The organism is Streptomyces lavendulae subsp. lavendulae, from assembly GCF_002803845.1.
Taxonomy (GTDB): Bacteria; Actinomycetota; Actinomycetes; order Streptomycetales; family Streptomycetaceae; genus Streptomyces; species Streptomyces lavendulae.
Map to the genome: position 1 here is coordinate 5,070,794 of NZ_CP024985.1, position 25,720 is coordinate 5,096,513.

Below are 25,720 nucleotides of genomic sequence, written 5' to 3' on the forward strand. Positions count from 1 at the left end.
CAGCACGGCGGCCCTCCGGTCCACAGACCGGAGGGCCGCCGTCGTGCTCAGATCCCGCGGTAGACGTCGCGGCGGTCTCCGACCTTGACGACGAGGATGACGAGCTCGCCGTCCAGGACCTGGTAGGCGATCCGGTGGCTGCCGACCAGAAGCCGGTAGAGGCCGGAGGGGCCGTTGAGCTTCTCGATGTCGGCGTCTTCGCGGAAGGGGTCGTCCCCCAACGCGGTCAGCGCGGCGAGGATGCGCATCGCGGCCGGCTTGTCGATGGCCCGGAGTCGCCGTTGTGCCGCGGTGGTGAACCGGAACGCGTATTTCACGCCGCGCCGTCACCCCGTTCGCTGAACAGGTCGGCCAGCAGCTCGGCCATGGTCACGGTCGGGCCGCCTTCGGCCAGCACGGCCTCCGCCTCGCGGGCGAGCAGTTCGTCGGCCGCCTGTTCGAGCGCGTTGAAGTCCGCGATGGGGACCAGGGCGGCCACCGGGGCACCGTTACGGGTGATGATGGTCGGAGCGCCCTGCTCCGCCCGATTGATGTGGTCCGCGAGATGGGCACGGGCTTCGCGCACGGTCACGGCGTTCTCACTCATGACAGGAGTGTACGCGCGGGTGTGTACACGCGCCTGTCCGGCGCCGAATCGGTGCGGGTTCACCGGGGATGCTGCACGGCATCGCGTGGTCCTGCCGGTGGCTGAACATCGTGTTCCGCCCGATGGCGCGATCGCGGTCGGGGCGAGCGAGGACCGAGCGGAGGCCGGGCGGAGGCCGGGCGGAGGGCTCGCGGAGGCCGAAAGTCCCTTCCTCCACACGAACTTCGTGAAGTTCTTCACAAGGAAAAGAGGCCTGCTGGGCCCCAGGAAGGGCCCTTCGAAGGGTTCTCGGGGGTCGCGAGGCCGTTTCTCCGTGTGTTTGTGCGAAGAAGTAGGGCTGCGGGTTTCGTATCAGAGGTATGGACGAAGACCAGTGGTCCAGTCCGGTTCAGGCCTTGGAGGCCAGTTCAGGACGGGTGAACAACGATTTTTGATCCACTCCGGTTCCCGTTGCGTGCCATGATCTGGGTCACGTGGGCCGCGCAGTGTAGCAGAGGGTCTACCGCACCTTGTGAAGGGGCTCACGAGCGTCACCCCTTGGGGTGCTGGATACTCATTCCATGAGCACCACGGAGCGTCCCAGGATCCTCGTTGTAGGAGGTGGGTACGTAGGCCTGTACGCGGCCAAGCGCATCATGAAGAAGATGCGCTACGGCGAGGCGACCGTCACGGTCGTCGACCCGCGGTCGTACATGACCTACCAGCCCTTCCTCCCCGAAGTGGCCGCAGGCAGCATCTCGCCTCGGCACGTCGTCGTCCCGCTGCGACGCGTGCTGCCCAAGGCGGAGGTTCTCACCGGCCGGGTCACCACCATCGACCAGGACCGCAAGGTCGCCGTCGTCACGCCGCTGGTCGGCGAGGCGTACGAGTTGCCCTTCGACTACCTGGTGATCGCGCTCGGCGCCGTCTCCCGCACCTTCCCGATCCCCGGCCTCGCCGAACAGGGCATCGGCATGAAGGGCGTCGAGGAGGGCATCGGCCTGCGCAACCACGTCCTTGAGCAGCTCGACAAGGCCGAGTCCACGACGGACGAGAACGTCCGCCGCAAGGCACTCACCTTCGTCTTCGTCGGCGGCGGCTTCGCCGGCGCCGAGACGATCGGCGAGGTCGAGGACATGGCCCGCGACGCCGTGAAGTACTACTCCACGATCAAGCGCGAGGACATGCGCTTCATCCTGGTCGACGCGGCCGACAAGATCCTTCCCGAGGTCGGGCCCAAGCTCGGCACCTGGGGCAAGGAGCACCTTGAGTCGCGCGGCATCGAGATCTACCTCAACACCTCCATGGACTCCTGCGTGGACGGCCACGTGGTGCTGAAGAACGGCCTTGAGGTCGACTCCAACACCCTGGTGTGGACCGCGGGCGTCAAGCCCAACCCGGTCCTGGCCCGCTACGGCCTGCCGCTCGGCCCCCGCGGCCACGTGGACGCCGAGCCGACCCTCCAGGTCAAGGGCACGGACTACATCTGGACCGCCGGCGACAACGCCCAGGTTCCCGACATGGCCTCCCGCAAGGCCGGCGTCGAGAACGCCTGGTGCCCGCCGAACGCCCAGCACGCGCTGCGCCAGGCCAAGGTCCTCGGCGACAACGTCATCTCCGGCATGCGGGGCTTCCCGCAGAAGGAGTACGCGCACTCCAACAAGGGTGCGGTGGCGGGCCTCGGCCTCCACAAGGGCGTCGCGATGATCGTCATGGGCAAGATGAAGATCAAGCTCAAGGGCCGGCTCGCCTGGTACATGCACCGTGGCTACCACGGCATGGCCATGCCGACCTGGAACCGCAAGATCCGCGTCTTCGCCGACTGGACCCTCGGCATGTTCCTCAAGCGCGAGGTCGTCTCCCTCGGAGCGCTGGAGACCCCGCGCGAGGAGTTCTACGAGGCCGCCAAGCCGGCTCCGGCCCCCGCCGCCGCCGCGGCACCGGCCCAGAAGGCCAAGGCCTCCTGACCCGGTAGCCACCGGCAGGAACCCGAGCAGTACCCGTACGTCCCCGAAGGGGCCGCCCGCCATCCGTGGTGCGGGCGGCCCCTTCGGCGTACCCGGCGCCGGTTCTGATTGACGCGTGCCCGAAACGGGTAGGCCGTTCGGTCGGAACTTATGGAGGTGCCTACGATGACCGACGCCGCGCCGCGGCTGGCCGCTCTTGCCGAAACCCTGCTGGGCGCCCCCCTGCCCGTCCGCATACGGGCCTGGGACGGCAGCGAAGCCGGTCCCGCCACCGGCCCCACCCTCGTGGTCAACAACCGGCGCGCACTGCGCCGCGTCCTGTGGATGCCCGGAGAACTCGGGCTGGCCCGCGCCTGGGTCGCCGGGGACCTGACCGTCGAGGGCGACCTGTTCGAGGTGCTGGACCGGGTGGCCGGACTGCTCTGGGAACGGGAGCCCGCCGAGGCCCCCGCCACGCCGGCGCCCCGCACGGGCCTGGGCAAGCTCACCGCCCTGCGCCCCCACCTGCCCTCCGGCGCCGCCGGGACGGCCGCGTTACTCCGCGATCCGGCGAGCCGGGCCGCCGTACGGGACCTCGTGGCCCTGGCCCGGCCCTGGGCGGCTCCCGCGCCGCCCGCCGAGGAGGCGGTCCGCAGGGGCGGGCCGGTCCACTCCAAGGGCCGCGACCGCCAGGCCATCAGCCACCACTACGACGTGGGCAACGCCTTCTACGAGCACGTGCTCGGGCCCTCGATGGTCTACTCGTGCGCCTACTGGAGCCCCGGCGGGACGCTGGAGGAGGCCCAGCGCGACAAGCTGGACCTGGTCTGCCGCAAGCTGGGCCTGAAGGAGGGCGACCGCCTCCTCGACGTCGGCTGCGGCTGGGGCTCCATGGCCCTGCACGCGGCCCGGGAGTACGGGGTCCGGGTCACCGGGGTCACCCTCTCCCGGGAACAGGCCGCCTACGCCCGCAAGAGGATCGCCGAGGAGGGCCTGACCGACCGGATCGAGATCCGGGTACAGGACTACCGGGACGTCAAGGACGGCCCGTACGACGCCATTTCCTCCATCGGGATGGCCGAACACGTCGGCGCGGAACGCTACCGCGAGTACGCCCGCACCCTGCACGCTCTGCTCGCCCCCGGCGGCCGGCTGCTCAACCACCAGATCGCGCGTCCGCCGGAGCCCGACGAAGAGGCGTACCGGGTCGACGAGTTCATCGACGCCTACGTCTTCCCCGACGGGGAGCTGTCCCCGGTCGGCACGACCGTCGCCGAACTGGAGCGGGCCGGCTTCGAGGTCCGCGACGTGGAGGCGCTGCGCGAGCACTACGCGCTCACCCTGCGGGCCTGGGTGGCGCGGCTGGAGGAGCACTGGGAGGAGGCCGTGCGCCTCACCTCGCCCGGCCGCGCCCGCGTCTGGCTGCTCTACATGGCGGCCTCCGCGCTCGGCTTCGAGCACGCCCGGCTCGGGGTCAACCAGATCCTGGCGGTACGGCCCGGGGGCGGAGGGGCTTCGGGGCTGCCGCTGAGGGCGCGCACGTGGGGCGCGTGACGGCGTAGCGGCGACCGGAGGACCGGACGCCGAAGGGCCCCGGGGGCATGCCCCCGGGGCCCTTCGCGCGTGAGCCGCCCCCGCTACTCGGTCTTGATGGCGGTCAGCATGTTCAGCCGGGCGGCGCTGCGGGCCGGCCACATGGCGGCCAGGACGCCGACCAGTCCGGCGAGGAGGAAGAAGATCCCGATCCGGTCGAAGGGGATCACCAGCTCGTAGCCCGGGACGGAGCCCGCGATGGTCCGGCCGCCGGCCCAGGCGAGGAAGACGCCGACGCCGATGCCGAGGACCGCGCCGAAGAGCGAGATGACCACGGCCTCCAGGCGGATCATGTTCTTGACCCGGCCGCGGTCGAGACCGACCGCCCGCAGCATGCCGATCTCCTGCTGGCGCTCGTAGACCGACATCGCGAGGGTGTTGATCACGCCGAGGACCGCGATGATCAGCGCCATGCCGAGCAGGCCGTACATGATGTTCAGGGACGTGTTGATCATGCCGGCCATCTCGTTGCGCATGGCGGCCTTGTCGGAGACCTTGATGGCCGGGTTCTTGCCGAGGGCGTCGACGACGGCCTGCTGGCCCGCGGCGGAGGTGCCGCCGGAGACCTTGACGAGCACCTCGGGCAGGTACTGGGACTCGTTGTGCGCGGCCAGGATCCTGTTGTCGAGGACGTAGTCCTCCAGCTGGTCCTTGCCGTCGAACAGGGCGCCGACCTGGAGCTTGCCCTTCTCTCCGTCGTCGTACTGGGCGTCGACGGTGGAGCCGACCGACAGGCCCCGCTTCTGCGCCTCCTTGGCGGAGACCATCAGCTTGCCCTGGCCGAGGGAGGCCAGGTCACCGGCGGTGGTCTTCACGTTCAGCACCGCGTCGAGGGCGGCCGGGTTGACGCCGCTCACGGTCCGGGAGTCGCCGCCGATCCGGACGATCTCCATCGTCTTCGGGGAGACGGCGGTGACGCCCTTGCCCTTCTCCAGGGCGGGGAGCACGGACTTGTCGAGGTTCATGCCCTCGCCGGCCATGGTGACCCGGTAGTCGGCCTTGATGTTCTGGGTGCTGAGCCGGTCGACGGCCTGGCCGACGGTGATGCCGATGACCGACATCGCGGTGACCAGGGTGAGGCCGATGGTCAGCGACGCGGCGGTGACGGCGGTGCGGCGCGGGTTGCGGACCGCGTTCTGCGCGGCCAGCTTGCCGGAGACGCCGAACACCTTCTCCAGCAGCGGGCGGACCGCGGCGATGACCGGGCGCGACAGCATCGGCAGCAGTACGAACAGGCCGATGATCAGGAAGAACGCGCCGGCGGCGATGGTGGTGCGGCCGTCGCTCTTCTGGCCGGCGCCGAGCAGGACCACGCCGATGCCGATGACGGCCAGGACGCTGCCGATGATGTTGCGCAGCACCAGGGACTTCATGGTGGCGGGCAGGTGGACGCTGCCCATGGCGGCGACCGGGGCGATCTTGGCGGTCCGGCGGGCGGGCAGCCAGGCGGCCAGCATGGTCACGAGGACGCCGATGACCAGGGCGACGAGGACGGTCGCCGGGGCGATGATCAGCGAACCGGCCGGGATCTTGGCGTCGAAGAGCTCCATCGCGGAGCGCATGGCGACCGCGAGGCCGATGCCGCAGGCCAGGCCGATGACGGAGGAGACGAGGCCGACGACCCCGGCCTCGGCCAGGACCGAGCGCTTGACCTGGCCGCGGTTGGCGCCGACGGCGCGCAGCAGCGCCAGCTCCTTGGTGCGCTGGGCGACCAGCATGGTGAAGGTGTTGTAGATCAGGAAGATGCCGACGAAGAGGGAGACCCCGGCGAAGATCAGCAGGCCGGTGCTCATGCCGGACATGGCCCGCTCGATGTCCTTGGCCTGCTCGGCGGCCAGCGCGGCGCCGGTCTTGGCCTCGGCGGTCTTGGAGAGCAGCGGCTTGACGTCGGCGAGGATCTGGTCGGCGGTGGTGCCGGCCTTGGCGGAGATGGAGAGCTCGCGGTAGAAGCCGGGCTGGAGGTAGAGCTCCTGGGCGACCTTGGTGTCGAAGAGGACGAGGCTGCCGCCCGCGTTGACGGCGCCGTCCTCGGTGGTGAAGACGCCGGTGAGGGTGAACTCCCTGACCGGGCCGTTGGTGGCGACGCGGACCTTGTCGCCGACCTGGTACTCGCCCTTGGCGGCGCTGTCCTTGTCGAGGGCGATCTGGTCGTCCTTGACCGGTCCGGAGCCCTCCGTGAAGGTGTAGCGCGGGTCCTTGCCGTCCTTGACGGGGGCGAAGTTGGCACCGGCGTTGGCCCAGCCGCTGCCGATCAGCTTGCCGCTGCGGTCGCCGACGCCAGCGAAGCCCTGGACGCGGCCGGAGACCGTGTCGACCCCCTTGACGGCCTTGACCTTGTCGAGGGTCTGCTGGCCGATGCCGGGGTCGCCCTGCTTCTGGCCGTCCTCGCCGCGGGCGCGGCCGTAGTCGGTGACGGAGACCGCGACGCCCTCGTAGGACTTCGCGGACTGGTTGGACATGGCCTTGCTGAGCGTGTCGGTGAACACGAGGGTGCCGGAGACGAACGCGACGCCGAGGGTGACGGCGAGCACCGTCATCAGCAGCCGGGCCTTGTGCGCGAGGACGTTGCGCAGGGCGGTACGGAACATGGGGATCTCAGTCCTGGGGCTGGAAGTCTGTGCGGAGGGCTGTGGGGAGCCGCCGGGCGGCCCCGCTTCAGCTGGTACGGCCCTTGGCGTCGAAGGCCTTCATCCGGTCGAGCACGCCGTCGGCGGTGGGCTCGCGCATCTCGTCGACGATGGCGCCGTCGGCGAGGAAGATGACGCGGTCCGCGTAGGAGGCGGCGACCGGGTCGTGGGTGACCATCACGACGGTCTGGCCGAGCTCGCGGACCGAGTTGCGCAGGAAGCCGAGGACCTCGGCACCGGAGCGGGAGTCGAGGTTTCCGGTGGGCTCGTCGCCGAAGATGATCTCGGGGCGGGAGGCCAGGGCGCGGGCGACCGCCACGCGCTGCTGCTGGCCGCCGGAGAGCTGCGTGGGGCGGTGGGAGAGGCGCTCGGAGAGACCGACCATGGCGATCACGGTGTCCAGCCACTGGCGGTCGGGCTTGCGGCCGGCGATGTCCATCGGGAGGGTGATGTTTTCCAGGGCGGTCAGGGTCGGCAGCAGGTTGAACGCCTGGAAGATGAAGCCGATCTTGTCCCGGCGCAGCTGGGTCAGCTGCTTGTCCTTGAGGGAGCCGAGCTCGGTGTCGCCGATGCGGACCGAGCCGCCGGAGAAGGTGTCCAGCCCGGCGACGCAGTGCATCAGGGTGGACTTGCCGGAGCCGGACGGGCCCATGATCGCGGTGAACTGACCCTGCGCGAAGTCGACGGAGACGTTGTTCAGCGCGACCACCTGGGTTTCGCCCTGGCCGTACACCTTCGAGAGCTGGGTGGCGCGGGCGGCCACTGCCTGGGAGGTGTGGTGCGGGGCGTAGTTCATGGCGGTCACGGAGGACTCCTGTCGAGCGGCTGCTGCGGTGGGGGTGGGACCCTTCCATCCTCACCGCGGCGACGGCGCCGGGGATCAGCCGCGGTGCCCGTTCTCCGGCCCACTGGAGTCTGACCGCGAGCGCCCGCGCCTCCTCCTCTGGTATGACGGCACCCCTGAGGGCCGGCCGGGTCGGGGGCGCGGGCGGGGGCGTACCCGGGGGCGCGGTCGGGGGCGTGGTCAGGGGGTGGCCCGGGGTGGCGGACGGGGTGGCGCGGGGCAGCGAAATTACGTCATTCCCGGGGCGGGCGAGAGCGTTGCCCGGAACGGTGCCGACCGTGACTTATCGACCCTGACGCTCCCTCAATCACCAATAAAATCAGACAACATCGGATAGAAGGCCGTCTGGTCGACAGAGGGATCCGGATAGGCTCGCCACAGCGTTCAAGGCTTTTCCACGGGGGCCCGCTGCGCCTTGCCCGGATGGTGGAATGCAGACACGGCGAGCTTAAACCTCGCTGGCCCTCGGGCCGTGCCGGTTCGAGTCCGGCTCCGGGCACTTCCGCAGCCGTCCCCGTTATTCGCGGCGCTCCGCCGCGTCCTCTTCTAAGATCCTCCTCCAGCAGTAGGGTGCTTTCTTTGCGAGCACATTACTCTTGTGGCAAGGCTGCGCACGGTGGCCAAGGAGGAGTGAGATGAGGAGCAGCAACCCGGTCTTCTCGCGACGGGGGTTCAGCCGCGACAACGGCGGCTACGCGGGCTTCGAGGCGCAGCACGCGCAGGCCGGGACCGCGACCAACCCGTACGCGACGAATCCTTACGCCACCGACCCGACGACCGGCATGCCGGCGGCGCCGGTCCGCGGCAACGCCATGACGATCGACGACGTCGTGAGCCGTACGGCCATGACGCTCGGCACCCTGATCGTGACGGCGACGCTGGCCTGGATCACGCTTCCCGTCGACCCGGCGAACGTCAACAAGTCGTACGGCTTCGCCGTCGGCGCGGCGCTCGTCGCGTTCGTCCTCGCGATGATCCAGAACTTCAAGCGCAAGCCGTCCCCCGCGCTGATCCTGGGCTACGCGGCCTTCGAGGGCGTCTTCCTCGGCGTCATCAGCATGGTGACCAGCACCTACATCAGCCCCGGCGTGGTCGTCCAGGCCGTGCTCGGCACGATGTGCGTCTTCGCCGCGGTGCTCTTCGCGTACAAGATGCGCTGGATCCGCGTCACCCGCCGCTTCACCGGCTTCGTGATGGCCGCGGCCCTCGGCTTCGTCCTGCTGATGCTGGCGAACACCCTGTTCGCCGTGTTCGGCGGCGGTGACGGCCTCGGCTTCCGCAGCGGCGGCCTCGGCATCGTCTTCGGTCTCCTCGGCGTCGTCCTCGGCGCCTGCTTCCTCGCCATGGACTTCAAGCAGGTCGAGGACGGCGTGACCTACGGCGCCCCGCGCGAGGAGTCCTGGCTGGCGGCCTTCGGCCTCACCCTGACCCTGGTGTGGATCTACCTGGAGCTGCTGCGCCTCTTCCAGATCCTCTCCGGCGACGACTAGCCGGACCGCCCGCAGGCACCGCGCCACGGGCACGGCACAGCACGGGGAAGGCCCCGCGAGCGGACCGCTCGCGGGGCCTTCCCGCGTGTGGTGGAGGAGGTGGAGGTGGACGGACTCAGCCGAACCGGCGTGCGGCTCTGCGCAGGTCGTACTCGTGGATGATCGCCTTGGCCTGGCCGTACGAGAGTTCGTGCGCGCCGCGCAGCCAGCTGACCTTCTCCTCGAACCGGTGGAGGGAGGGCCCCTCGTCGACGGTGCGGAGCCAGTCGGAGATCTCACGACCGGTGGTCCGGTGGATTCTGTCGATCATGTTGCGGTGGGTCTGCTCGGAGAACTCTACGGACATGGGCGCCTCCGGGGGTCTCGCCGTGCTGTTCCCTTCACGTCACCGTGCCGGAGAGTTCGCCCATTGGCAATGGTGCCGTGGCGGCGCGTAGGGTCGGCCGCGTGCTTGATACTTCGCCCCTGACGGACGCCGTGGAACGTTTCGCCGACCGGCTGCGGGCCGCCCCGCAGAGCCGCCTCCAGCGCGGGGCCGCCGCCGAGGCGCTCGACCTGGCCCGGGAGCTCGCCCTGCGGGCGCAGCGGCTGGAGGACCCCTCGGGACGGGCTCCGGAGCGGCTCGTGCCGGACGCGGGCGTCTTCGTCGTGGGGGACCAGGTGGCGGTGGCCGGGCTGGACCTCGCCGTGGCGCTGGGCGCGCTGCGGGACGGGGAGAACGCGAAGGCCCCGTCCGAGATGCTGGACGAGGCCGTGGCGCTGGTGGAGCGGGCGGAAGTCAGAGCGATGCGATGACGCGGTCCGCGAGGATGTAGACGTTGCTGTCGGGGTCCTCGGAGTCACCGCAGGAGAAGGTCAGCGCGTAGGCGCCGGAGATGCCCGAGCCGCCGAGCAGGACGGGCGCCGTGCCCGAACGCAGGGCCTCCGCGAGGCGCTCCGCCGTCTCCCGGTGGCCCGGGGTCATGCACAGCGTGGTGCCGTCCGTGAAGACGTACACGTCCAGGGTGCCCAGGGGGCCCGGACGGACGTCCGCGAGGGCCGTACGGGCCTCCGCGAGCTCCTCCAGGCGGTTGACCGTGCGCTCGTGGTCGGCGCCCGGGTGCGACTGGACCGGGACGAAGTCGGGGTGCGACGGGTGGCGCCGGCGGGCCGCGGCCAGTTCGGCCGAATCCTCCGGGTACTCGTCGGCGAGGTCGTCGCCCAGGACCGGCTCCAGGCCGACCATGTCCGCCTGCCGGGGCAGGAAGACCGGGCCGTCCTCGCCGAGGCCGGGCAGGCCGCCCAGCAGCGAGGGGGCGTCGGCGGCGTCGCGGGCCTCCTGCGCGGCCCAGAAGGCCCGCGCCTCGGCCAGCTCGCGCTCGCGCTCCTCGGCGAGTGCCTCGGCCACGGCGGCTCGTATCTCCGCGGCGGGGGAGGCCCCGGCCGTGCGGGCGTGGGGGACGGTCACGGCACACGGGTGTGCCGACACCGTCAGCTCACCGCGCAGGGCCGTGACCTGCTTGCGCAGTCCGTGGACGGCGTGCAGCGCAGCAGCGCCCACGGCCGTGGCAGCGGCCGTGGTCAGCAGCAGGGCAAGAGACATGGCGCTCACTGACTAACTCCTGATTGATTCGATCCCCCGACTTCCTACATCAGCTTGTCCTGTGCTGGGAATGGCGTGCAGTGCATTACGTCATGAATTGGACAGGTCTTTCGGCCTGGCGGCCTCGGGGGGATAGCGTCTGACCTGGGCAAATACCGATCCCCCAGGACAAAGGTCACATCCTGGGGGAGATTCGGTCACAGGTCGGCCGCGACCGGATTAGATTCGACGTCAGTACAGCGCATGGATCTAGAGGATCCCTTGCGGGGCCTGGGGGCCCGCGCTGGGGCCGTACCGAACCCTCACCCTCCGCTACGGCCGGCGGCGGTCCGGGACCGGTACGGCCGACATCGGCTCAGCCGCTCGTGGACGCGCTCAGCTCAGCCGCTCGATGACCATGGCCATGCCCTGGCCGCCGCCCACGCACATCGTCTCCAGACCGAACTGCTTGTCGTGGAACTGCAGGCTGTTGATCAGAGTGCCGGTGATGCGGGCGCCGGTCATCCCGAACGGGTGACCGACGGCGATGGCGCCGCCGTTGACGTTCAGCTTCTCCAGGGGGATCCCCAGGTCCCGGTAGGAGGGGATGACCTGGGCCGCGAAGGCCTCGTTGATCTCGAACAGGTCGATGTCGCCGACGGTCAGCCCGGCCCGCTTCAGGGCCTGCTTGGACGCCTCGACCGGGCCGAGGCCCATGATCTCCGGGGAGAGGCCCGTGACGCCGGTGGACACGATCCGCGCCAGCGGGGTCAGGCCCAGCTCCCGCGCCTTGGTGTCGCTCATGATGACCAGCGCCGCGGCGCCGTCGTTCAGCGGGCAGCAGTTGGCGGCCGTGATCAGGCCGTCGGGACGGAAGACGGGCTTCAGGCCCGAGACGCCCTCCATGGTCACGCCGGCGCGCGGGCCGTCGTCGGTCGAGACGACCGTGCCGTCCGGCGTGGTGACCGGGGTGATCTCGCGGGCCCAGAAGCCGTTCTTGATGGCCTCCTCGGCCAGGTTCTGGGAGCGGACGCCGAACTCGTCCATGTCCTGACGGGTCACGCCCTTGAGGCGGGCCAGGTTCTCGGCGGTCTGCCCCATCGCGATGTACGCGTCCGGGATCAGACCGTCCTCGCGCGGGTCGTGCCAGGAGGAGCCCTCGCTCTGCGCGACGGCGGCCGTACGGGCCTCGGCGTCGGCGAACAGCGGGTTGTGGGTGTCCGGCAGGCCGTCCGAGGAGCCCTTGGCGAAGCGGGAGACCATCTCGACGCCCGCGGAGATGAAGACGTCGCCCTCGCCCGCCTTGATGGCGTGCAGCGCCATGCGGGAGGTCTGGAGCGAGGAGGAACAGTAACGGGTGATCGTGGTGCCGGGCAGGAAGTCCATGCCCATCTGCACCGCCACGATGCGGCCCAGGTTGTGGCCCTGCTCGCCGCCGGGGAGACCGCAGCCGAGCATCAGGTCGTCGATCTCGCGCGGGTCCAGCTCGGGGATCTTGGCGAGGGCGGCCTGGATGATCGTCGCGGTCAGGTCGTCCGGCCGCACGTCCTTGAGGGACCCCTTGCCGGCGCGCCCGATGGGAGAGCGGGCGGTGGAAACGATGACGGCTTCGGGCATCGGGACTCCAAGGGGTGCGTCGTTGCGGGACCGCATGCGAAGTTACCGCTCCGTACGGTCGAGGTCACCGGCCTGGACATGTGACGCCTCCCTCTTTTTGGGGCGGCTTCGCCTCCGGGGCGCCGATGCCGGCGCCCCTTCGGCTCAGGCGCCCCGTGCGGGCTGCGGGGGAGCCGGGTCCGGGAGGTCCTCGGCGGGGACGCGCCGGCGGCGGCGGTGTTTGAGGAGGGCCCACGGCCCCCGGGCCGCGGTGACCTCCGTGCCCGCCTCCCCGGCCGCCGCCGACGCCGCCTTGGCCACCGGCAGCATGTCCTCGTCCCGCGAGACGTCCAGCCGGTCCGAGCCCGGCCACAGGCCCAGCGCCGCGCACAGCGTCGGCAGTATCGCCATCGCCGCGGTCGCGTACCCCTCCGCCGAGGGGTGGTACGAGTCCGGGCCGAACATCTCCCTCGGGTTCGCCGCGAACTCCGGCCCCAGCAGGTCCCCCATCGAGATCGTGCGGGCCCCCAGTGCCACCACGCCGATGGTCTGCGCCGCGGCCAGCTGGCGCGAGACCCGCCGGGCCATCCACCGCAGCGGCTGGTACACCGGCTCGATCGTGCCCAGGTCCGGGCAGGTGCCGACCACGACCTCGGCGCCCGCGAGCCGCAGCCTGCGCACCGCCCCCGTCAGGAACCGGACCGACTGCGTCAACGGCATCCGCCGCGTCACGTCGTTCGCCCCGATCATGATCACGCAGACGTCCGGCGGCGGGGCGTCCCCGTCCAGCAGCAGGCCCACCTGGCGGTCCAGGTCGTCCGACTTGGCCCCGGACAGCGCCACGTTGCGCAGCTCCACCGGCCGCTCCGCCACCGCCGCCAGCCCGGACGCCAGCAGCGCCCCCGGGGTCTGGCGGGCCCGGCGCACGCCCAGCCCGGCCGCCGTCGAGTCGCCCAGCATGCCCATCCGCAGCGGACCGGGGCTCAGCTCGGGCCCGGAGAACTCGCTCCCGTACAGCCCGTCGGCGCGCGGCGGATCCGGCAGCCCGGTGCCCACCGTCCGCTTCGCGAACTGCACCTCGGCCAGTACGAGCCCCACCGCGGCGACCCCCACCAGTCCGAGTCCGCCCCCGCCGTACGCTGCCCCCGCCGCGATCCGGCGGGCCGTTCTCGCCCTGGACACCCTTCAGGCCCTCGCTTCCTGTCCTGCCTCGTTGACCTTCCTGCCCCGTACGGCCGGTCGGCCAATCCCTTTCCGCATACTCTGGCCAAACCTCCCGGAGAACCCGTGGAGTCCCCTCCCTGGAGAACATGGTGCAATTCCACGACTCGATGATCAGCCTCGTCGGCAACACCCCGCTGGTGAAGCTCAACCGTGTGACCGAAGGCCTGCAGGCCACCGTCCTTGCCAAGGTCGAGTACTTCAATCCCGGTGGATCCGTGAAGGACCGGATCGCCGTCCGGATGATCGAGGCCGCCGAGCAGAGCGGTGCCCTCAAGCCCGGTGGCACCATCGTGGAGCCGACCAGCGGCAACACCGGCGTCGGACTCGCCATCGTGGCCCAGCAGAAGGGCTACAAGTGCATCTTCGTCTGCCCTGACAAGGTGTCCCAGGACAAGATCAACGTGATGCGCGCGTACGGAGCCGAGGTCGTGGTCTGCCCGACCGCCGTCGACCCGGAACACCCGGACTCGTACTACAACGTCTCCGACCGCCTCGCGCGCGAGCCCGGCGCCTGGAAGCCCGACCAGTACAGCAACCCGAACAACCCCCGTTCGCACTACGAGACCACCGGCCCCGAGCTGTGGGACCAGACGGACGGGAAGATCACCCACTTCGTCGCGGGCGTCGGCACCGGCGGCACGATCTCCGGCACCGGCAACTACCTGAAGGAGGTGTCCGGCGGCAAGGTCAAGGTCATCGGCGCCGACCCCGAGGGTTCCGTCTACTCCGGCGGCTCCGGCCGCCCGTACCTCGTCGAGGGCGTCGGCGAGGACTTCTGGCCGACCGCCTACGACCAGAACGTCACCGACGAGATCATCGCGGTGTCCGACAAGGACTCCTTCCAGATGACCCGCCGGCTGGCGAAGGAGGAGGGCCTGCTCGTCGGCGGCTCCTGCGGCATGGCCGTCGTCGCCGCGCTGCGCGCCGCCGAGGGCCTCGGCCCCGACGACGTCGTCGTCGTCCTGCTGCCCGACAGCGGCCGCGGCTACCTCAGCAAGATCTTCAGCGACGAGTGGATGGCCGGTCACGGCTTCCTGGAGGACGCGGGCCCGGCGGCGCGCATCGGCGACGTCCTCGCCGACAAGGAGGGCGGCATCCCCTCCCTCGTGCACATGCACCCCGAGGAGACCGTCGGCCAGGCCATCGAGGTCCTGCGCGAGTACGGCGTCTCGCAGATGCCGATCGTCAAGCCCGGCGCCGGCCACCCCGACGTGATGGCCGCCGAGGTCATCGGCTCGGTCGTGGAGAAGGAACTCCTCGCCGCGCTGTTCGCGCAGCGGGCCTCCCTCGGGGACCCGCTGGAGAAGCACATGAGCGCGCCGCTGCCGCAGGTCGGCTCCGGCGAGCCCGTGTCCGAGCTGATGGCGGTGCTGGGCGAGGCCGACGCGGCGATCGTGCTCGTCGAGGGCAAGCCCACCGGCGTCGTCAGCCGCCAGGACCTCCTGGCGTTCCTCGCCAAGGGCGCGAAGTAGCCACACGTCGCGCAAACGGTACGGGCCCGACACGTGACGGCAGCACCGGCTTAACACGGCTCCGGCACAGTGGTGGTCGTCGGCAGGGAACCCCGGACACCCGGGAACCCCGCCGGCACCACGAACGGCGTCGGCGCACCTCCGGAGCGGCTCCCGGACCGCGTGGACGTCAAGGACGCGGACGGCCCTGACCCGGCCCGTGTCCCTCGCGGGGACCGCCGTCGTCCCGCCCCCCGGGCAACCGGGGGTGCGGCGGTCCCCGCTGTAATTCTTGGGCTGTTTCGGTCCGGGGCTTCCCGGGGGTCGCCGGAAGTGGGTCAGGCCAGGGGGTCCGCGGTGGTCCGGCGGAGCCGCCCGGTGTGGGCGAGGTTGACCCCGCAGATGCCGGCCCAGGCCACCAGCAGGCCGCCGATGCCCGCCTGGGCCGCACCGATCGCGGAGAGCGGGATCGCGAGGACCAGGGTCACGACGGCGAAGCCGAAGCGTTCCCCGAAGGCGGCCACCGCCGAGTCCGCGTCCCCGGGACCGCCGCGCGCCGTCCGCAGCCGCTCCTCGGCGAGGCGGCGCCGCACCAGGGTGTCGACCTTCTCGACGAAGGAGTCCACCAGGGCGGCCTCGTACTCCGGCCCCAGCTCCCGCCGGGCGTCGAGGGTCGCGGCGAGCTCCTTCTTGAGCTCCTGGGCCTGGGGAGAGTGGGCTGAAGCGGTCATGCGCCCACCGTAGGAACCGGCGGAGCCCCCGGCACTGGGGGTAGCCCCCGTATCCCGGATCGCGGGCGCGGCTTGCCGTCCTGCATAACCCGATGCAGAGTGCACCGTGACTGAATATCTCACCGGGGACGGGACGGAGGGGACGGCGATGAGCGACAGCCCGGCCGCACGGCTGCAGAAGCTGTTCGAGGGGCACCGGCTGACGCCGACCCAGCGGCGGATCGCGCACTGCATGGTGCGCGGCGCCGCGGAGGTGCCCTTCCTGTCGAGCGTGGAGCTCGCCGAGCTGGCCGGGGTGAGCCAGCCGTCGGTGACCCGCTTCGCGGTGGCGCTGGGCTTCGACGGGTACCCGGCCCTGCGCCGCCACCTGCGCGAGGTGGCGCCCGCCGGGCGGCCGGAGCCCGTGCGGGAGGACTCGTACAACGAGTACCAGCAGGCCGTCCAGGGCGAGATCGAGAACCTGCGGCGGCTGTCGGCGATGCTCGCGGATCCGGCGCCGGTCGAGGAGGCGGGCCGGCTGCTCGCCGGGTCGGCGCCGCTGCCGGTGCTGGGGCTGCGGGCGGCGTCCTCGCAGGCGCGCGGGTTCGCGTACTTCGCGGCGAAGGTGCATCCCGACGTACGGCTCCTCGACGAGGGCGGCTCCATGCTCGCCGACCGGATCGACGCGGCGGCCGCCGCCGGGGCCTCGGCGCTGCTGTGCTTCGCGCTGCCCCGCCACCCCCGGGAGGTGGTGGAGGCGCTGGAGCACGCGCGGGCGTCCGGGCTGACGACGGTGACGGTCGCCGACTCGGCGTTCGCGCCCGTCGCCCGTCACTCCGACCTGCTGATCCCGGCTCCGGTCGGCACCGGGCTCGCCTTCGACACGGCGTGCGCGCCGATGCTGCTGGGCCGGGTGCTGCTGGAGGCCATGGCGGACGCGCTGCCCGACGCGCAGGCGCGGCTGGAGTCCTTCGACGCGCGGGCCGTGGCGCGCGGGCTGTTCGTGGAGTGAGCCCGGCGGGTCCGCCGGGTCCGGTCAGCTCGCGGCGGCCAGGGACGTGGTCCGGCGCAGCCAGGTGAGGGAGGCGTCGGCGAGTTCGGGCCAGCCGTGGTCGACGATCAGGGAGTGACCGCGGTCGTCGAAGCGCCGGTACTCGGTGATCGCGGCGGAGTGCCGGTACCGCTTGAGCGTGGCGCGGGTCAGGATGTCGGGGACGGTGTGGTCGAGCTTGCCGGAGAGCAGCAGCAGCGGCCCGCGGGTCCGGTTGGCGGTGTCGACCCGGGCCGGTGAGTGTGGGGTGAAGTTGCCGAGGGCCAGCTGGAACAGCGGCCGGGCGGGACTGGGGATCGTCCACTTCTCGTACAGCTCGTCCGACTCGTGCTCCGGGACGGCGTTGGCGAAGGCGTAGCGGAACTGCTCGGGGCTGAGGGAGACGGCCCGCCGGGTGTTGGCGGGGTTGCTCAGGAACGCGAACGTCGACCTGGCCTGGGCGGGGCCGATGGCCTTGACGCCCCTGATCTGGCCGGGGCAGATCGCGACGGCCGCCGCGCCCAGGCCCTCGCCGAGCAGGTGCTGGGCGATGAAACCGCCGACGGAGTGCCCCACGAGGACGGGCGGGGCGTCGAGCTCCCTGATGACCCGGGCGTGGGCGTCGGCGATCTCCGTGAGGCCGACGCCGGCCTGGTCGTCCCCGCGCAGGCGGGCCTCGGCGACCGTCGGCGGGACGCCGGGCCACTCGGGCAGGACGGGTTCGTAACCGGCGTCGCGGAAGACGTCGGCCCAGCCTTCCCAGCTGGTGGAGTGGAGCCACAGGCCGTGGATGAAGACCACGGGGGTGGGACGGGCGGCCATGGTGGCCTCCTCGGGGGCGGCGGCCCCGGCGGCCCGGGGCCGCGGGGGTTGCGAGGGCGGGCCGTCCGGCACCGGCGTGCGACGTCGGCGTCCGGCACCGGCGTGCGGCACCGCCATCCGGCACCGGCGTGGCGCGTCGCGCGTCGCGCGTCGGCGTACGCGGGCGCGTGCGGGCCGCGGAGTACGCCCCGGTCTCGTGCGGACCCCACCATTCCACCCCATCGGGGCCGCCACCGCCCGTTCGCGCCCTCGTGCGCCCCCGGGCCGCGGCCCGGGGCCCGGCTCACAGCAGCGCGTCGCGGAACGCGCCCCCCGCCTCCGTGACGAGGTCCGCGAGGGTCTGCGCCGGGCGGGCCGGGGCGAAGCGGATCCCGCCCCGCGGGGTGGCCGTGAAGCCGTGGACGGACGGGCGCGGGAGGCTGTTGTAGCCGTAGTGGGCGGTGAAGAAGTACGCGCCGGTGTCCGGGACGGCGATCACGTCCCCGGGCCGCAGCCGGGGCAGCTCCCGGGCGGTGGCGAGCAGGTCCCCCGCGAAGCAGGCCGGGCCTGCGACGTCCTGGGCCACCGGGGGGCCGGTGCGCGGCTCGCCCTTGGCGTCGTAGGCGAGGATCCGCAGCGGCCAGGACGCCGGGGCGTACACGGTGCGCGTCGCCAGCTGCACCCCGGCGTGGGTCACGGCGATGGGGCGGCCCCCGGTCTCCTTCGTGTACTCGACCCGGGCCAGGATCAGGCCCTGCTTGGCCAGCAGCGACCGGCCGAACTCGGTGACCAGGCCGTACGAGCCGTCGAAGAGGGCGGGGACGGCTGCGCGCAGGGCCGTGACGTACGCGGCGTAGGTGGGGGCGTGTTCGTCGGAGGCGAAGTCCACCGGCAGGCCCCCGCCGATGTCGAGGGTGTCGATCCGGCGCCGCCCGGCCGCCGCGTTGACCTCCTCGGCCAGTGCGTGGACCTCCCGGACCCCTTGAGCGATCAGGGCCAGGGGCACCCCCTGCGAGCCCGAGTGGGTGTGCAGGCGGGTCAGCCAGGGCCGGTCGAGGAAGGCGCGCACCAGCCGCTCCCGGGCGCCGGGGTCGCGCAGCGCGAAGCCGAACTTCGAGGTGGCGGTGGCCGTGGACAGGGCGTCGATGGTGCCGGCGCCGGTCTGCGGGTTGATCCGCAGCCCGATCGGGGACCGGGTGGGCGGGCCGGCGGCCATCAGCGCGTCGAGCCGTTCCAGTTCCTGGGCGTTGTCGGCGTTGACGGCGATGCCCAGGGCCAGCGCCTCGCGCAGTTCGGCCTCCGTCTTGGCGGGGGAGTCCAGCACCGTGCGCTCCGCCGGGACCCCGGCCGCCCGGGCCAGCGCGAGCTCGCCGGGGCTGGCCACCTCGCAGCCGACACCGGCGTCCGCGAGCAGCCGCAGGACCGGGACCAGGGGGGCGGCCTTCACCGCGAAGGTGTGCAGGACGGGTGTCCCGGGTGCCGCGGCGGCGTCGAAGGCGGCGGTCAGGGACGCGGCGCGGGCGCGGATCCCGGCCACGTCGAGGAGGCAGGTCACGGGCTCGCGGTCCAGCAGTCCCTGCTCCACCGCGGCCCGTACGGCCAGGTCACGAAGGGTGGCGGGGTCCGGGAGGGGCGTCCGTGCGGGTGTCGGGGCGGCCATGTACGCCATCCCATCATCCGGCCGACCCCGCCGCAGCTGTTGACTGGATCTATTCATCCGGAGAGGATGTGAATAGATTGACCAACATCGGAGGAGGCACCGCCATGTCAGGACCCCGCCCCGTACGGGCCGCGCGAGGCACCGAGCTCAGCACCCTGGGATGGCAGCAGGAGGCCGCCCTGCGCATGCTGCAGAACAACCTCGACCCCGAGGTCGCGGAGCACCCCGACAAGCTGGTCGTCTACGGCGGCACCGGCAAGGCCGCGCGCGACTGGCGCTCGTACGACGCGATGGTGCGCACGCTGCGGACCCTGAAGCAGGACGAGACCATGCTGGTCCAGTCCGGCCGCCCGGTCGGCGTGATGCAGACCCACGAGTGGGCGCCGCGCGTCCTGCTCGCCAACTCCAACCTGGTCGGCGACTGGGCCAACTGGGAGGAGTTCCGCCGCCTGGAGCACCTGGGCCTGACCATGTACGGCCAGATGACCGCCGGGTCCTGGATCTACATCGGCACGCAGGGCATCCTCCAGGGCACCTACGAGACCTTCGCGGCCGTCGCCGCCAAGAAGTTCAACGGGACCCTCGCCGGCACCATCACCCTCACCGCCGGCCTCGGCGGCATGGGCGGTGCCCAGCCGCTGGCCGTGACGATGAACGACGGCGTCGCGATCTGCATCGACGTCGACCCGCGCGCCATCGAGCGCCGCATCGAGCACCGCTACCTGGACGTCAAGGCCGACAACCTGCGCCACGCCCTCCAGCTGGCCGTCGAGGCCCGCGACGCCCGTAAGCCGCTCTCCATCGGCCTCCTCGGCAACGCCGCCGAGCTGCTCCCGCAGATGCTGGCCGAGGGCGCCCCGATCGACATCGTGACGGACCAGACCTCCGCCCACGACCCGCTCGCCTACCTCCCCGTCGGCGTCGACTTCGACGACATGGCCGCCTACGCCGCCAAGGACCCGGCGGGCTTCACCACCCGCGCCCGCGAGTCCATGGCCAAGCACGTCGAGGCCATGGTCGGCTTCATGGACGCCGGCTCCGAGGTCTTCGACTACGGCAACTCCATCCGCGGCGAGGCCCAGCTGGCCGGCTACGACCGCGCGTTCGCCTTCCCCGGCTTCGTCCCCGCCTACATCCGCCCCCTGTTCTGCGAGGGCAAGGGCCCCTTCCGCTGGGCGGCGCTGTCCGGCGAGGCCTCGGACATCCACAAGACCGACAAGGCGATGCTGGAGCTCTTCCCCGAGAACGAGTCCCTGCACCGCTGGATCAAGATGGCCGGCGAGCGCGTCCACTTCCAGGGCCTGCCCGCGCGCATCTGCTGGCTCGGCTACGGCGAGCGCGACAAGGCCGGCGAGCGCTTCAACGAGATGGTGGCCGACGGCACCCTGGCCGCCCCGCTGGCCATCGGCCGCGACCACCTCGACTGCGGCTCGGTCGCCTCCCCGTACCGCGAGACCGAGGCCATGCTCGACGGCTCCGACGCGATCGCCGACTGGCCGCTGCTCAACGCCATGGTCAACGTCGCCTCCGGCGCCTCCTGGGTCTCCATCCACCACGGCGGCGGCGTCGGCATGGGCCGCTCGATCCACGCGGGCCAGGTCACCGTCGCCGACGGCACGAAGCTCGCCGGCGAGAAGATCCGCCGCGTCCTGACCAACGACCCCGGCATGGGCGTCATCCGTCACGTCGACGCCGGCTACGACATCGCCGAGTCCGTCGCGGACGAGCGGGGCGTGCGCGTCCCGATGCGCGAGGGCGACGCGTGATCCCCACCCCCGAGGCACCCGCCCCCCGGTCCGCCGCCGCACCCGCGGCGGCGGCCCGGGGCGGCGCCGGTTCGTTCCACACCCTGTGGAACGAGCTCGCGCCCATCGGCCGCCACGCGGACAGCGGCGGGTACCGCCGCTACGCCTGGACCGGAGCCGACGCCGACTGCCGCGCCTGGTTCCGGGCCCAGGCCGAGTCCCGCGGACTCACCTACGAGGTGGACCGCAACGGCAACCAGTGGGCCTGGCTGGGCGACCCCCTCGCGGGCGACGCCGTCGTCACCGGCTCCCACCTGGACTCCGTCCCGGACGGCGGCGCCTTCGACGGCCCCCTCGGAGTGGTGTCCTCCTTCGCGGCCCTGGACGAGCTCCGCTCCCGCGGCGCCGCGTTCTCCCGGCCGCTGGCCATCACCAACTTCGGCGACGAGGAAGGCGCCCGCTTCGGCCTGGCCTGCGTCGGCTCCCGGCTCGCCGCCGGACAGCTGACCAAGGAGAAGGCGTACGAGCTCCGCGACGGCGACGGCGTCAGCCTGCCCGAGGCGATGGAGCGGGCCGGGTACGACCCCGAGACCATCGGAGCCGACCCCGAACGCCTCGCCCGCATCGGCGCCTTCGTCGAACTCCACGTCGAACAGGGCCGCGCCCTCGACCTGTCCGGGGACCGCGTCGGCATCGCCTCCGCGATCTGGCCGCACGGCCGCTGGCGGTTCGACTTCCACGGCGAGGCCAACCACGCGGGCACCACCCGCCTCGTGGACCGCCGCGACCCGATGCTGACGTACGCGGCGACCGTGCTCGCCGCCCGCCAGGAGGCGGCCCTCGCCGGGGCCGTCGCCACCTTCGGGAAGATCTCCGTCGAACCCAACGGGGTCAACGCCATCCCCTCCCTCGTCCGCGGCTGGCTCGACTCCCGGGCCGCCGACCAGGCCACCCTCGACACGGTCGTCACCGCCGTCGAGAAGGCCGCCCGCGAGCACGCCGACCGGGACGGCATCGACCTGGCCGTCGTCCGCGAGTCCTTCACCCCGGTCGTGGAGTTCGAGCACGCCCTGCGCGACGAGCTCAACCGGATCCTGGGCGGGAGCGTCCCCGTCCTCGGCACCGGGGCGGGACACGACGCCGGAATCCTCTCCGCCGCCGTCCCGACCGCGATGCTGTTCGTGCGCAACCCCACCGGGGTCTCCCACTCCCCGCGGGAGTTCGCCGCCGAGGACGACTGCGTGGCCGGCGTCCTCGCCCTCGCCGACGTACTGGAAGGCCTGGCATGCCGCTGAAGACGTACTGGCTGGAGCACGCCTGGCTCGGCACCCACGTCGAGCCGGGCGTCGCCCTCGGCGTGGGCGACGACGGCCGCATCGCCGAGCTGCGCACCGGGGTGGACGCCCCGCCGCCCGGGGCCGAGGTGCTGCGCGGGCTCACCGTCCCCGGCCTGGCCAACGCGCACTCCCACGCCTTCCACCGGGCGCTGCGCTCCGTCGTCCAGGTCGGTTCCGGCACCTTCTGGACCTGGCGCGAGGTCATGTACGGCGTCGCCCAGAACCTCACCCCCGAGAACTACTTCGCCCTCGCCCGGGCCGTGTACGCGGAGATGGCGCTGGCCGGCATCACCGACGTCGGCGAGTTCCACTACGTCCACCACGCCCCCGGCGGCACCCCGTACGCCGACCCCAACGCGATGGGCGAGGCGCTGATCGAGGCGGCCGCGGCGGCCGGCATCCGCATCACCCTCCTCGACACCGCCTACCTGGCCGCAGGCTTCGGCGAAGCGCCCAACCCGCACCAGCTGCGCTTCTCCGACGGCACCGCCGAGGCCTGGGCCGAGCGGGTCTCCGCCCTCAAGCCCCGCGAGCACGCGCTGATCGGAGCGGCGGTCCACTCCGTACGCGCCGTCCCGGCCGACCAGCTGGCCACCGTCGCGGCCTGGGCGCAGGAGCGGCGGGCCCCGCTGCACGTGCACCTGTCCGAGCAGACGGCGGAGAACGACGCCTGCCTCGCGGCGCACGGCCGCACCCCGACGCAGCTGCTCGCCGACCACGGCGTCCTGGGCCCGCGCACCACCGGCGTCCACAACACGCACCTGACGGACGAGGACATCGCCCTGCTCGGCGGCACCACCACCGGCACCTGCATGTGCCCGACCACCGAACGCGACCTCGCCGACGGCATCGGCCCGGCCGGCCGGCTCCAGCGCGCGGGCAGCCCGCTGTCCCTGGGCAGCGACAGCCACGCGGTGATCGACCTGCTGGAGGAGGCCCGGGCGATGGAGCTCGACGAGCGGCTGCGCAGCCGTACGCGCGGGCACTGGACGGCGAACGCCCTCCTGACGGCCGCCACCGCCGACGGCCACGCCGCCCTGGGCCGCCCGGACGCGGGACGCCTGGAGACCGGGGCCCTCGCGGACTTCACGACCATCGCCCTGGACACCGTCCGCACCGCCGGGCCGCTGCCCCGCCTCGGCGCCGAGACGGCCGTCTTCGCCGCCTCGGCCGCCGACGTACGCCACACGGTGGTGGGCGGCCGGCACGTGGTCCGCGACGGAGTCCATACCCTGGTCGGGGACGTGGCCGGCGCCCTGGCTTCCGCGATCGCCGCCGTCCGGGGCTGACGCCTGCAACTCCCCCACCCCGCCCCTTCCCGAAACCGGGGCAGCGGCCCCGGACCCCGCTTCCGGGGGCTCCGCCTCCGGGCCCCCGCGCCTCAAACGGGCGCGCAGCGCCCGTACGGGGTCCGGGGCGGAGCCCCGGGAAGGGGGCCCGGGGCTCGCCCCGGTTCCGGGAAGGGGCGGGGTGGGGGAAACGACCCTCCCGAGAGGAACCCATGACCACCACCCTCATCACCAACATCGGCAGCCTCGTCACCAACGATCCCGCCCTCGGCGACGGATCCCCCCTCGGCCTGATCGAGAACGCCGCCCTCGTCATCGACGGCGACACGATCGCCTGGGTCGGCGAAGCCGCCGCGGCCCCCGCCGCCGACACCGTGTTCGACGCGAACGGCCGCGCCGTCATCCCCGGCTTCGTCGACTCGCACTCCCACCTCGTCTTCGCAGGCGACCGCACCGCCGAGTTCAACGCCCGGATGTCCGGCCGCAGCTACTCCGCCGGAGGCATCCGCACCACCGTCGCCGCCACCCGCGCCGCCAGCGACGAAGCGCTGGAAGCCAACCTGCTGCGCCACCTCGACGAGGCCCGCCGCCAGGGCACCACCACCTTCGAGACCAAGTCCGGCTACGGCCTCACCGTCGCCGACGAGGCCCGCGCCCTGCGCATCGCCGCCGCGCACACCGAGGAGGTCACCTACCTCGGCGCGCACATCGTCTCCCCCGACTACGCCGACGACCCGGCCGGCTACGTCGACCTCGTCACCGGCGAGATGCTGGCCGCCTGCGCCCCGTACGCCCGCTGGGTGGACGTCTTCTGCGAGAAGGGCGCCTTCGACGGAGACCAGGCCCGCGCCATCCTCACCGCCGGCGCCGCCGCCGGGCTGATCCCGCGCGTCCACGCCAACCAGCTCTCGTACGGGCCCGGCGTACAGCTCGCCGTGGAGCTGGAAGCCGCCTCCGCCGACCACTGCACCCACCTCACCGACGCCGACGTCGACGCCCTCGCCCAGGCGTCCGCGACCACCGTCGCCACCCTCCTGCCCGGCGCCGAGTTCTCCACCCGCGCCCAGTGGCCCGACGCCCGCCGCCTCCTCGACGCGGGCGCCACCGTCGCCCTGTCCACGGACTGCAACCCCGGCTCCTCCTACACCAGCTCCATGCCCTTCTGCATCGCGCTCGCCGTCCGCGACATGGGCATGACCCCCGACGAGGCCCTGTGGTCGGCCACCGCAGGCGGCGCCGCCGCGCTGCGCCGCACCGACATCGGGCGGATCCGCCCCGGGGCCCGCGCCGACCTCGCGCTCCTGGACGCGCCCAGCCACGTCCACCTCGCCTACCGGCCGGGCGTCCCGCTCGTCACCGCCGTCTGGCAGCGGGGAGTGCGCGCCGCCTGACGCGCCGCCCGAGCCCCCGCCCGACGCCCCGCGCACCCCGGGAACGGCCGGAAACGGCACGTCCGGGGGGCCGTTGATCCGGGCCGTCCTTTGTCTTCCCTCCGTAAGGTCCCGGGCGTACCTTGAGCCACCAATCTGATGTGTCGTCAGTAACTTGTGGCCCGAGGGGAAGACGAAGGTGTCCGACCGGAAACGTTCCACCGTGCTCGCGCTGGCCTGTGCGCTGGCCGGATCGGCGGTGCTGCTCGCCGCCCCCGCGGCCCACGCCGATGTCGTCGACGTCCAGTACGACTGCAAGACCCCCATCGGGGACAAGTCGGCGGTCTCGCCCATCGACATCAAGGCCGTCAAGGAGGGCGACGGCTACAAGCTGACGATGTCCTTCCAGAAGGGCGTCTCCTCCAGCCCCATCGAGCTGGGCAAGGGCGCCATGACCCCCAGCGCCGTCATCCAGACCGACGGCGCCGAGAAGGCCGCCGTCCCGGTCTCCGGCCCGCCCAACTCCGAGGCCGTGCCCGCCAACACCCCCATCAAGATCTCCGACCTCTCGGGCACCTACACCCCCAAGCAGAGCGGCAAGGTCACCTTCACCGCCGGGGTCCTCACCATCAAGGCCATGGGGACCACCACCACCTGCACTCCCGGCAACAGCCCCAAGCCCTCCCTGGAACTCCAGGTGACGGGAGCCGCGGGCGCCCAGGACCCCGCCCCGCCCACCGGCGACACCCTCCCGCAGACCGGCCCCGCCGACTCCGCCCTGGCCCTGGGCACCCTCGGCGCCACCGTGCTCCTCTCCGGCGCCGCCGGAACGCTCTGGCTGACCCGGCGCGGGCGCCGGATCCAGCAGACCCGGCCCTGAA

At 72.4% G+C, this 25,720-nt stretch carries 22 protein-coding genes and 1 tRNA gene; 12 read left to right on the plus strand and 11 right to left on the minus strand.

Annotation, left to right across the window (positions count from 1 at the left end; translation table 11 throughout):
• Positions 1-47: 47 nt before the first annotated feature.
• Together SLAV_RS22495 and SLAV_RS22500 are read right to left on the minus strand one after the other, a co-directional pair.
• Positions 48-317, minus strand: a complete 270-nt coding sequence (locus tag SLAV_RS22495) for a type II toxin-antitoxin system RelE family toxin (protein ID WP_030231841.1) — start codon at positions 315-317, stop codon at positions 48-50.
• Positions 314-586 (minus strand): type II toxin-antitoxin system Phd/YefM family antitoxin, encoded by a 273-nt coding sequence (locus tag SLAV_RS22500; RefSeq protein WP_030231838.1) that lies wholly within the window; start codon positions 584-586, stop codon positions 314-316. The genes SLAV_RS22495 and SLAV_RS22500 overlap by 4 nt, the downstream gene beginning before the upstream one ends.
• Before the next feature lie 560 nt (positions 587-1,146).
• Between SLAV_RS22500 and SLAV_RS22505 the strand changes: the two genes are divergently transcribed.
• Positions 1,147-2,532: an NAD(P)/FAD-dependent oxidoreductase gene (locus SLAV_RS22505; protein WP_037687579.1), complete on the plus strand. Its 1,386-nt coding sequence runs from the start codon at positions 1,147-1,149 to the stop codon at positions 2,530-2,532.
• Positions 2,533-2,697: 165 nt separating this feature from the next.
• Positions 2,698-4,065, plus strand: coding sequence for an SAM-dependent methyltransferase (locus SLAV_RS22510; protein ID WP_030231832.1), 1,368 nt, complete (start codon positions 2,698-2,700; stop codon positions 4,063-4,065).
• A gap of 83 nt (positions 4,066-4,148) precedes the next feature.
• On the opposite strand, the gene SLAV_RS22515 is transcribed toward SLAV_RS22510, so the two are convergent.
• Both SLAV_RS22515 and SLAV_RS22520 read right to left on the minus strand, forming a co-directional pair.
• Positions 4,149-6,692 (minus strand): ABC transporter permease, encoded by a 2,544-nt coding sequence (locus SLAV_RS22515; RefSeq protein ID WP_030231830.1) that lies wholly within the window; start codon positions 6,690-6,692, stop codon positions 4,149-4,151.
• A gap of 67 nt (positions 6,693-6,759) precedes the next feature.
• Positions 6,760-7,527: an ABC transporter ATP-binding protein gene (locus tag SLAV_RS22520; RefSeq protein ID WP_030231828.1), complete on the minus strand. Its 768-nt coding sequence runs from the start codon at positions 7,525-7,527 to the stop codon at positions 6,760-6,762.
• Between the two features lie 465 nt (positions 7,528-7,992).
• On the opposite strand from SLAV_RS22520, the gene SLAV_RS22530 reads away from it, so the two are divergent.
• Positions 7,993-8,074: transfer RNA gene (locus SLAV_RS22530), tRNA-Leu, on the plus strand.
• A 136-nt stretch (positions 8,075-8,210) separates the two neighbouring features.
• Entirely contained in the window at positions 8,211-9,065 is an 855-nt protein-coding gene (locus tag SLAV_RS22535; RefSeq protein WP_030231825.1) for a Bax inhibitor-1/YccA family protein, read from the plus strand.
• A 115-nt stretch (positions 9,066-9,180) separates the two neighbouring features.
• Here the strand turns inward: SLAV_RS22535 and SLAV_RS22540 are convergent, their stop codons facing one another.
• A complete protein-coding gene (locus SLAV_RS22540) occupies positions 9,181-9,411 on the minus strand; it encodes a DUF4287 domain-containing protein (RefSeq protein WP_030231822.1) in 231 nt (76 codons plus the stop codon).
• A 101-nt stretch (positions 9,412-9,512) separates the two neighbouring features.
• Here SLAV_RS22540 and SLAV_RS22545 point away from each other — a divergent pair, with 101 nt between their 5' ends.
• Positions 9,513-9,860 carry a hypothetical protein gene (locus SLAV_RS22545; RefSeq protein WP_030231821.1) on the plus strand — a complete coding sequence of 116 codons (348 nt, stop codon included), beginning with the start codon at positions 9,513-9,515 and terminating at the stop codon, positions 9,858-9,860.
• Here the strand turns inward: SLAV_RS22545 and SLAV_RS22550 are convergent.
• The 3 genes from SLAV_RS22550 to SLAV_RS22560 form a co-directional block, all read right to left on the minus strand.
• The gene (locus SLAV_RS22550; RefSeq protein WP_030231818.1) at positions 9,844-10,647 is read right to left on the minus strand and encodes a hypothetical protein; all 804 of its coding nucleotides are present in this window, start codon (positions 10,645-10,647) and stop codon (positions 9,844-9,846) included. The genes SLAV_RS22545 and SLAV_RS22550 overlap by 17 nt on opposite strands.
• A 375-nt stretch (positions 10,648-11,022) precedes the next feature.
• On the minus strand, positions 11,023-12,243 hold the full coding sequence (locus SLAV_RS22555; RefSeq protein WP_030231814.1) for an acetyl-CoA C-acetyltransferase: 1,221 nt from the start codon (positions 12,241-12,243) through the stop codon (positions 11,023-11,025).
• A gap of 144 nt (positions 12,244-12,387) precedes the next feature.
• Positions 12,388-13,404 carry an SGNH/GDSL hydrolase family protein gene (locus tag SLAV_RS22560; protein ID WP_030231813.1) on the minus strand — a complete coding sequence of 339 codons (1,017 nt, stop codon included), beginning with the start codon at positions 13,402-13,404 and terminating at the stop codon, positions 12,388-12,390.
• A 131-nt stretch (positions 13,405-13,535) separates the two neighbouring features.
• Between SLAV_RS22560 and SLAV_RS22565 the strand changes: the two genes are divergently transcribed.
• Entirely contained in the window at positions 13,536-14,918 is a 1,383-nt protein-coding gene (locus SLAV_RS22565) for a cystathionine beta-synthase (protein ID WP_030231811.1), read from the plus strand.
• Between the two features lie 317 nt (positions 14,919-15,235).
• On the opposite strand, the gene SLAV_RS22570 is transcribed toward SLAV_RS22565, so the two are convergent.
• The gene (locus tag SLAV_RS22570; RefSeq protein ID WP_030231808.1) at positions 15,236-15,628 is read right to left on the minus strand and encodes a hypothetical protein; all 393 of its coding nucleotides are present in this window, start codon (positions 15,626-15,628) and stop codon (positions 15,236-15,238) included.
• 148 nt (positions 15,629-15,776) lie between these two features.
• Between SLAV_RS22570 and SLAV_RS22575 the strand changes: the two genes are divergently transcribed.
• Entirely contained in the window at positions 15,777-16,619 is an 843-nt protein-coding gene (locus tag SLAV_RS22575) for a MurR/RpiR family transcriptional regulator (protein ID WP_030231799.1), read from the plus strand.
• Between the two features lie 24 nt (positions 16,620-16,643).
• On the opposite strand, the gene SLAV_RS22580 is transcribed toward SLAV_RS22575, so the two are convergent.
• Positions 16,644-17,459 (minus strand): alpha/beta hydrolase, encoded by an 816-nt coding sequence (locus SLAV_RS22580; protein ID WP_037687589.1) that lies wholly within the window; start codon positions 17,457-17,459, stop codon positions 16,644-16,646.
• A 283-nt stretch (positions 17,460-17,742) separates the two neighbouring features.
• Positions 17,743-19,098, minus strand: coding sequence for a type III PLP-dependent enzyme domain-containing protein (locus tag SLAV_RS22585; protein ID WP_030231796.1), 1,356 nt, complete (start codon positions 19,096-19,098; stop codon positions 17,743-17,745).
• 104 nt (positions 19,099-19,202) lie between these two features.
• Here SLAV_RS22585 and hutU point away from each other — a divergent pair, with 104 nt between their 5' ends.
• The 5 genes from hutU (at position 19,203) to SLAV_RS22610 (ending at position 25,719) form a co-directional block, all read left to right on the plus strand.
• Positions 19,203-20,864: a urocanate hydratase gene (gene hutU, locus SLAV_RS22590; RefSeq protein WP_030231790.1), complete on the plus strand. Its 1,662-nt coding sequence runs from the start codon at positions 19,203-19,205 to the stop codon at positions 20,862-20,864.
• Complete coding sequence (locus SLAV_RS22595; protein WP_388098553.1) at positions 20,864-22,138, plus strand: allantoate amidohydrolase; 1,275 nt, start codon at positions 20,864-20,866, stop codon at positions 22,136-22,138. The genes hutU and SLAV_RS22595 overlap by 1 nt, the downstream gene beginning before the upstream one ends.
• A complete protein-coding gene (locus SLAV_RS22600; protein ID WP_030231785.1) occupies positions 22,129-23,469 on the plus strand; it encodes a formimidoylglutamate deiminase in 1,341 nt (446 codons plus the stop codon). Before SLAV_RS22595 ends, SLAV_RS22600 begins: the two co-directional genes overlap by 10 nt.
• 212 nt (positions 23,470-23,681) lie before the next feature.
• Positions 23,682-24,860 carry an imidazolonepropionase gene (gene hutI / locus SLAV_RS22605; RefSeq protein ID WP_030231782.1) on the plus strand — a complete coding sequence of 393 codons (1,179 nt, stop codon included), beginning with the start codon at positions 23,682-23,684 and terminating at the stop codon, positions 24,858-24,860.
• A gap of 178 nt (positions 24,861-25,038) precedes the next feature.
• Positions 25,039-25,719: an LPXTG cell wall anchor domain-containing protein gene (locus SLAV_RS22610; protein ID WP_030231779.1), complete on the plus strand. Its 681-nt coding sequence runs from the start codon at positions 25,039-25,041 to the stop codon at positions 25,717-25,719.
• Position 25,720: the final 1 nt, after the last annotated feature.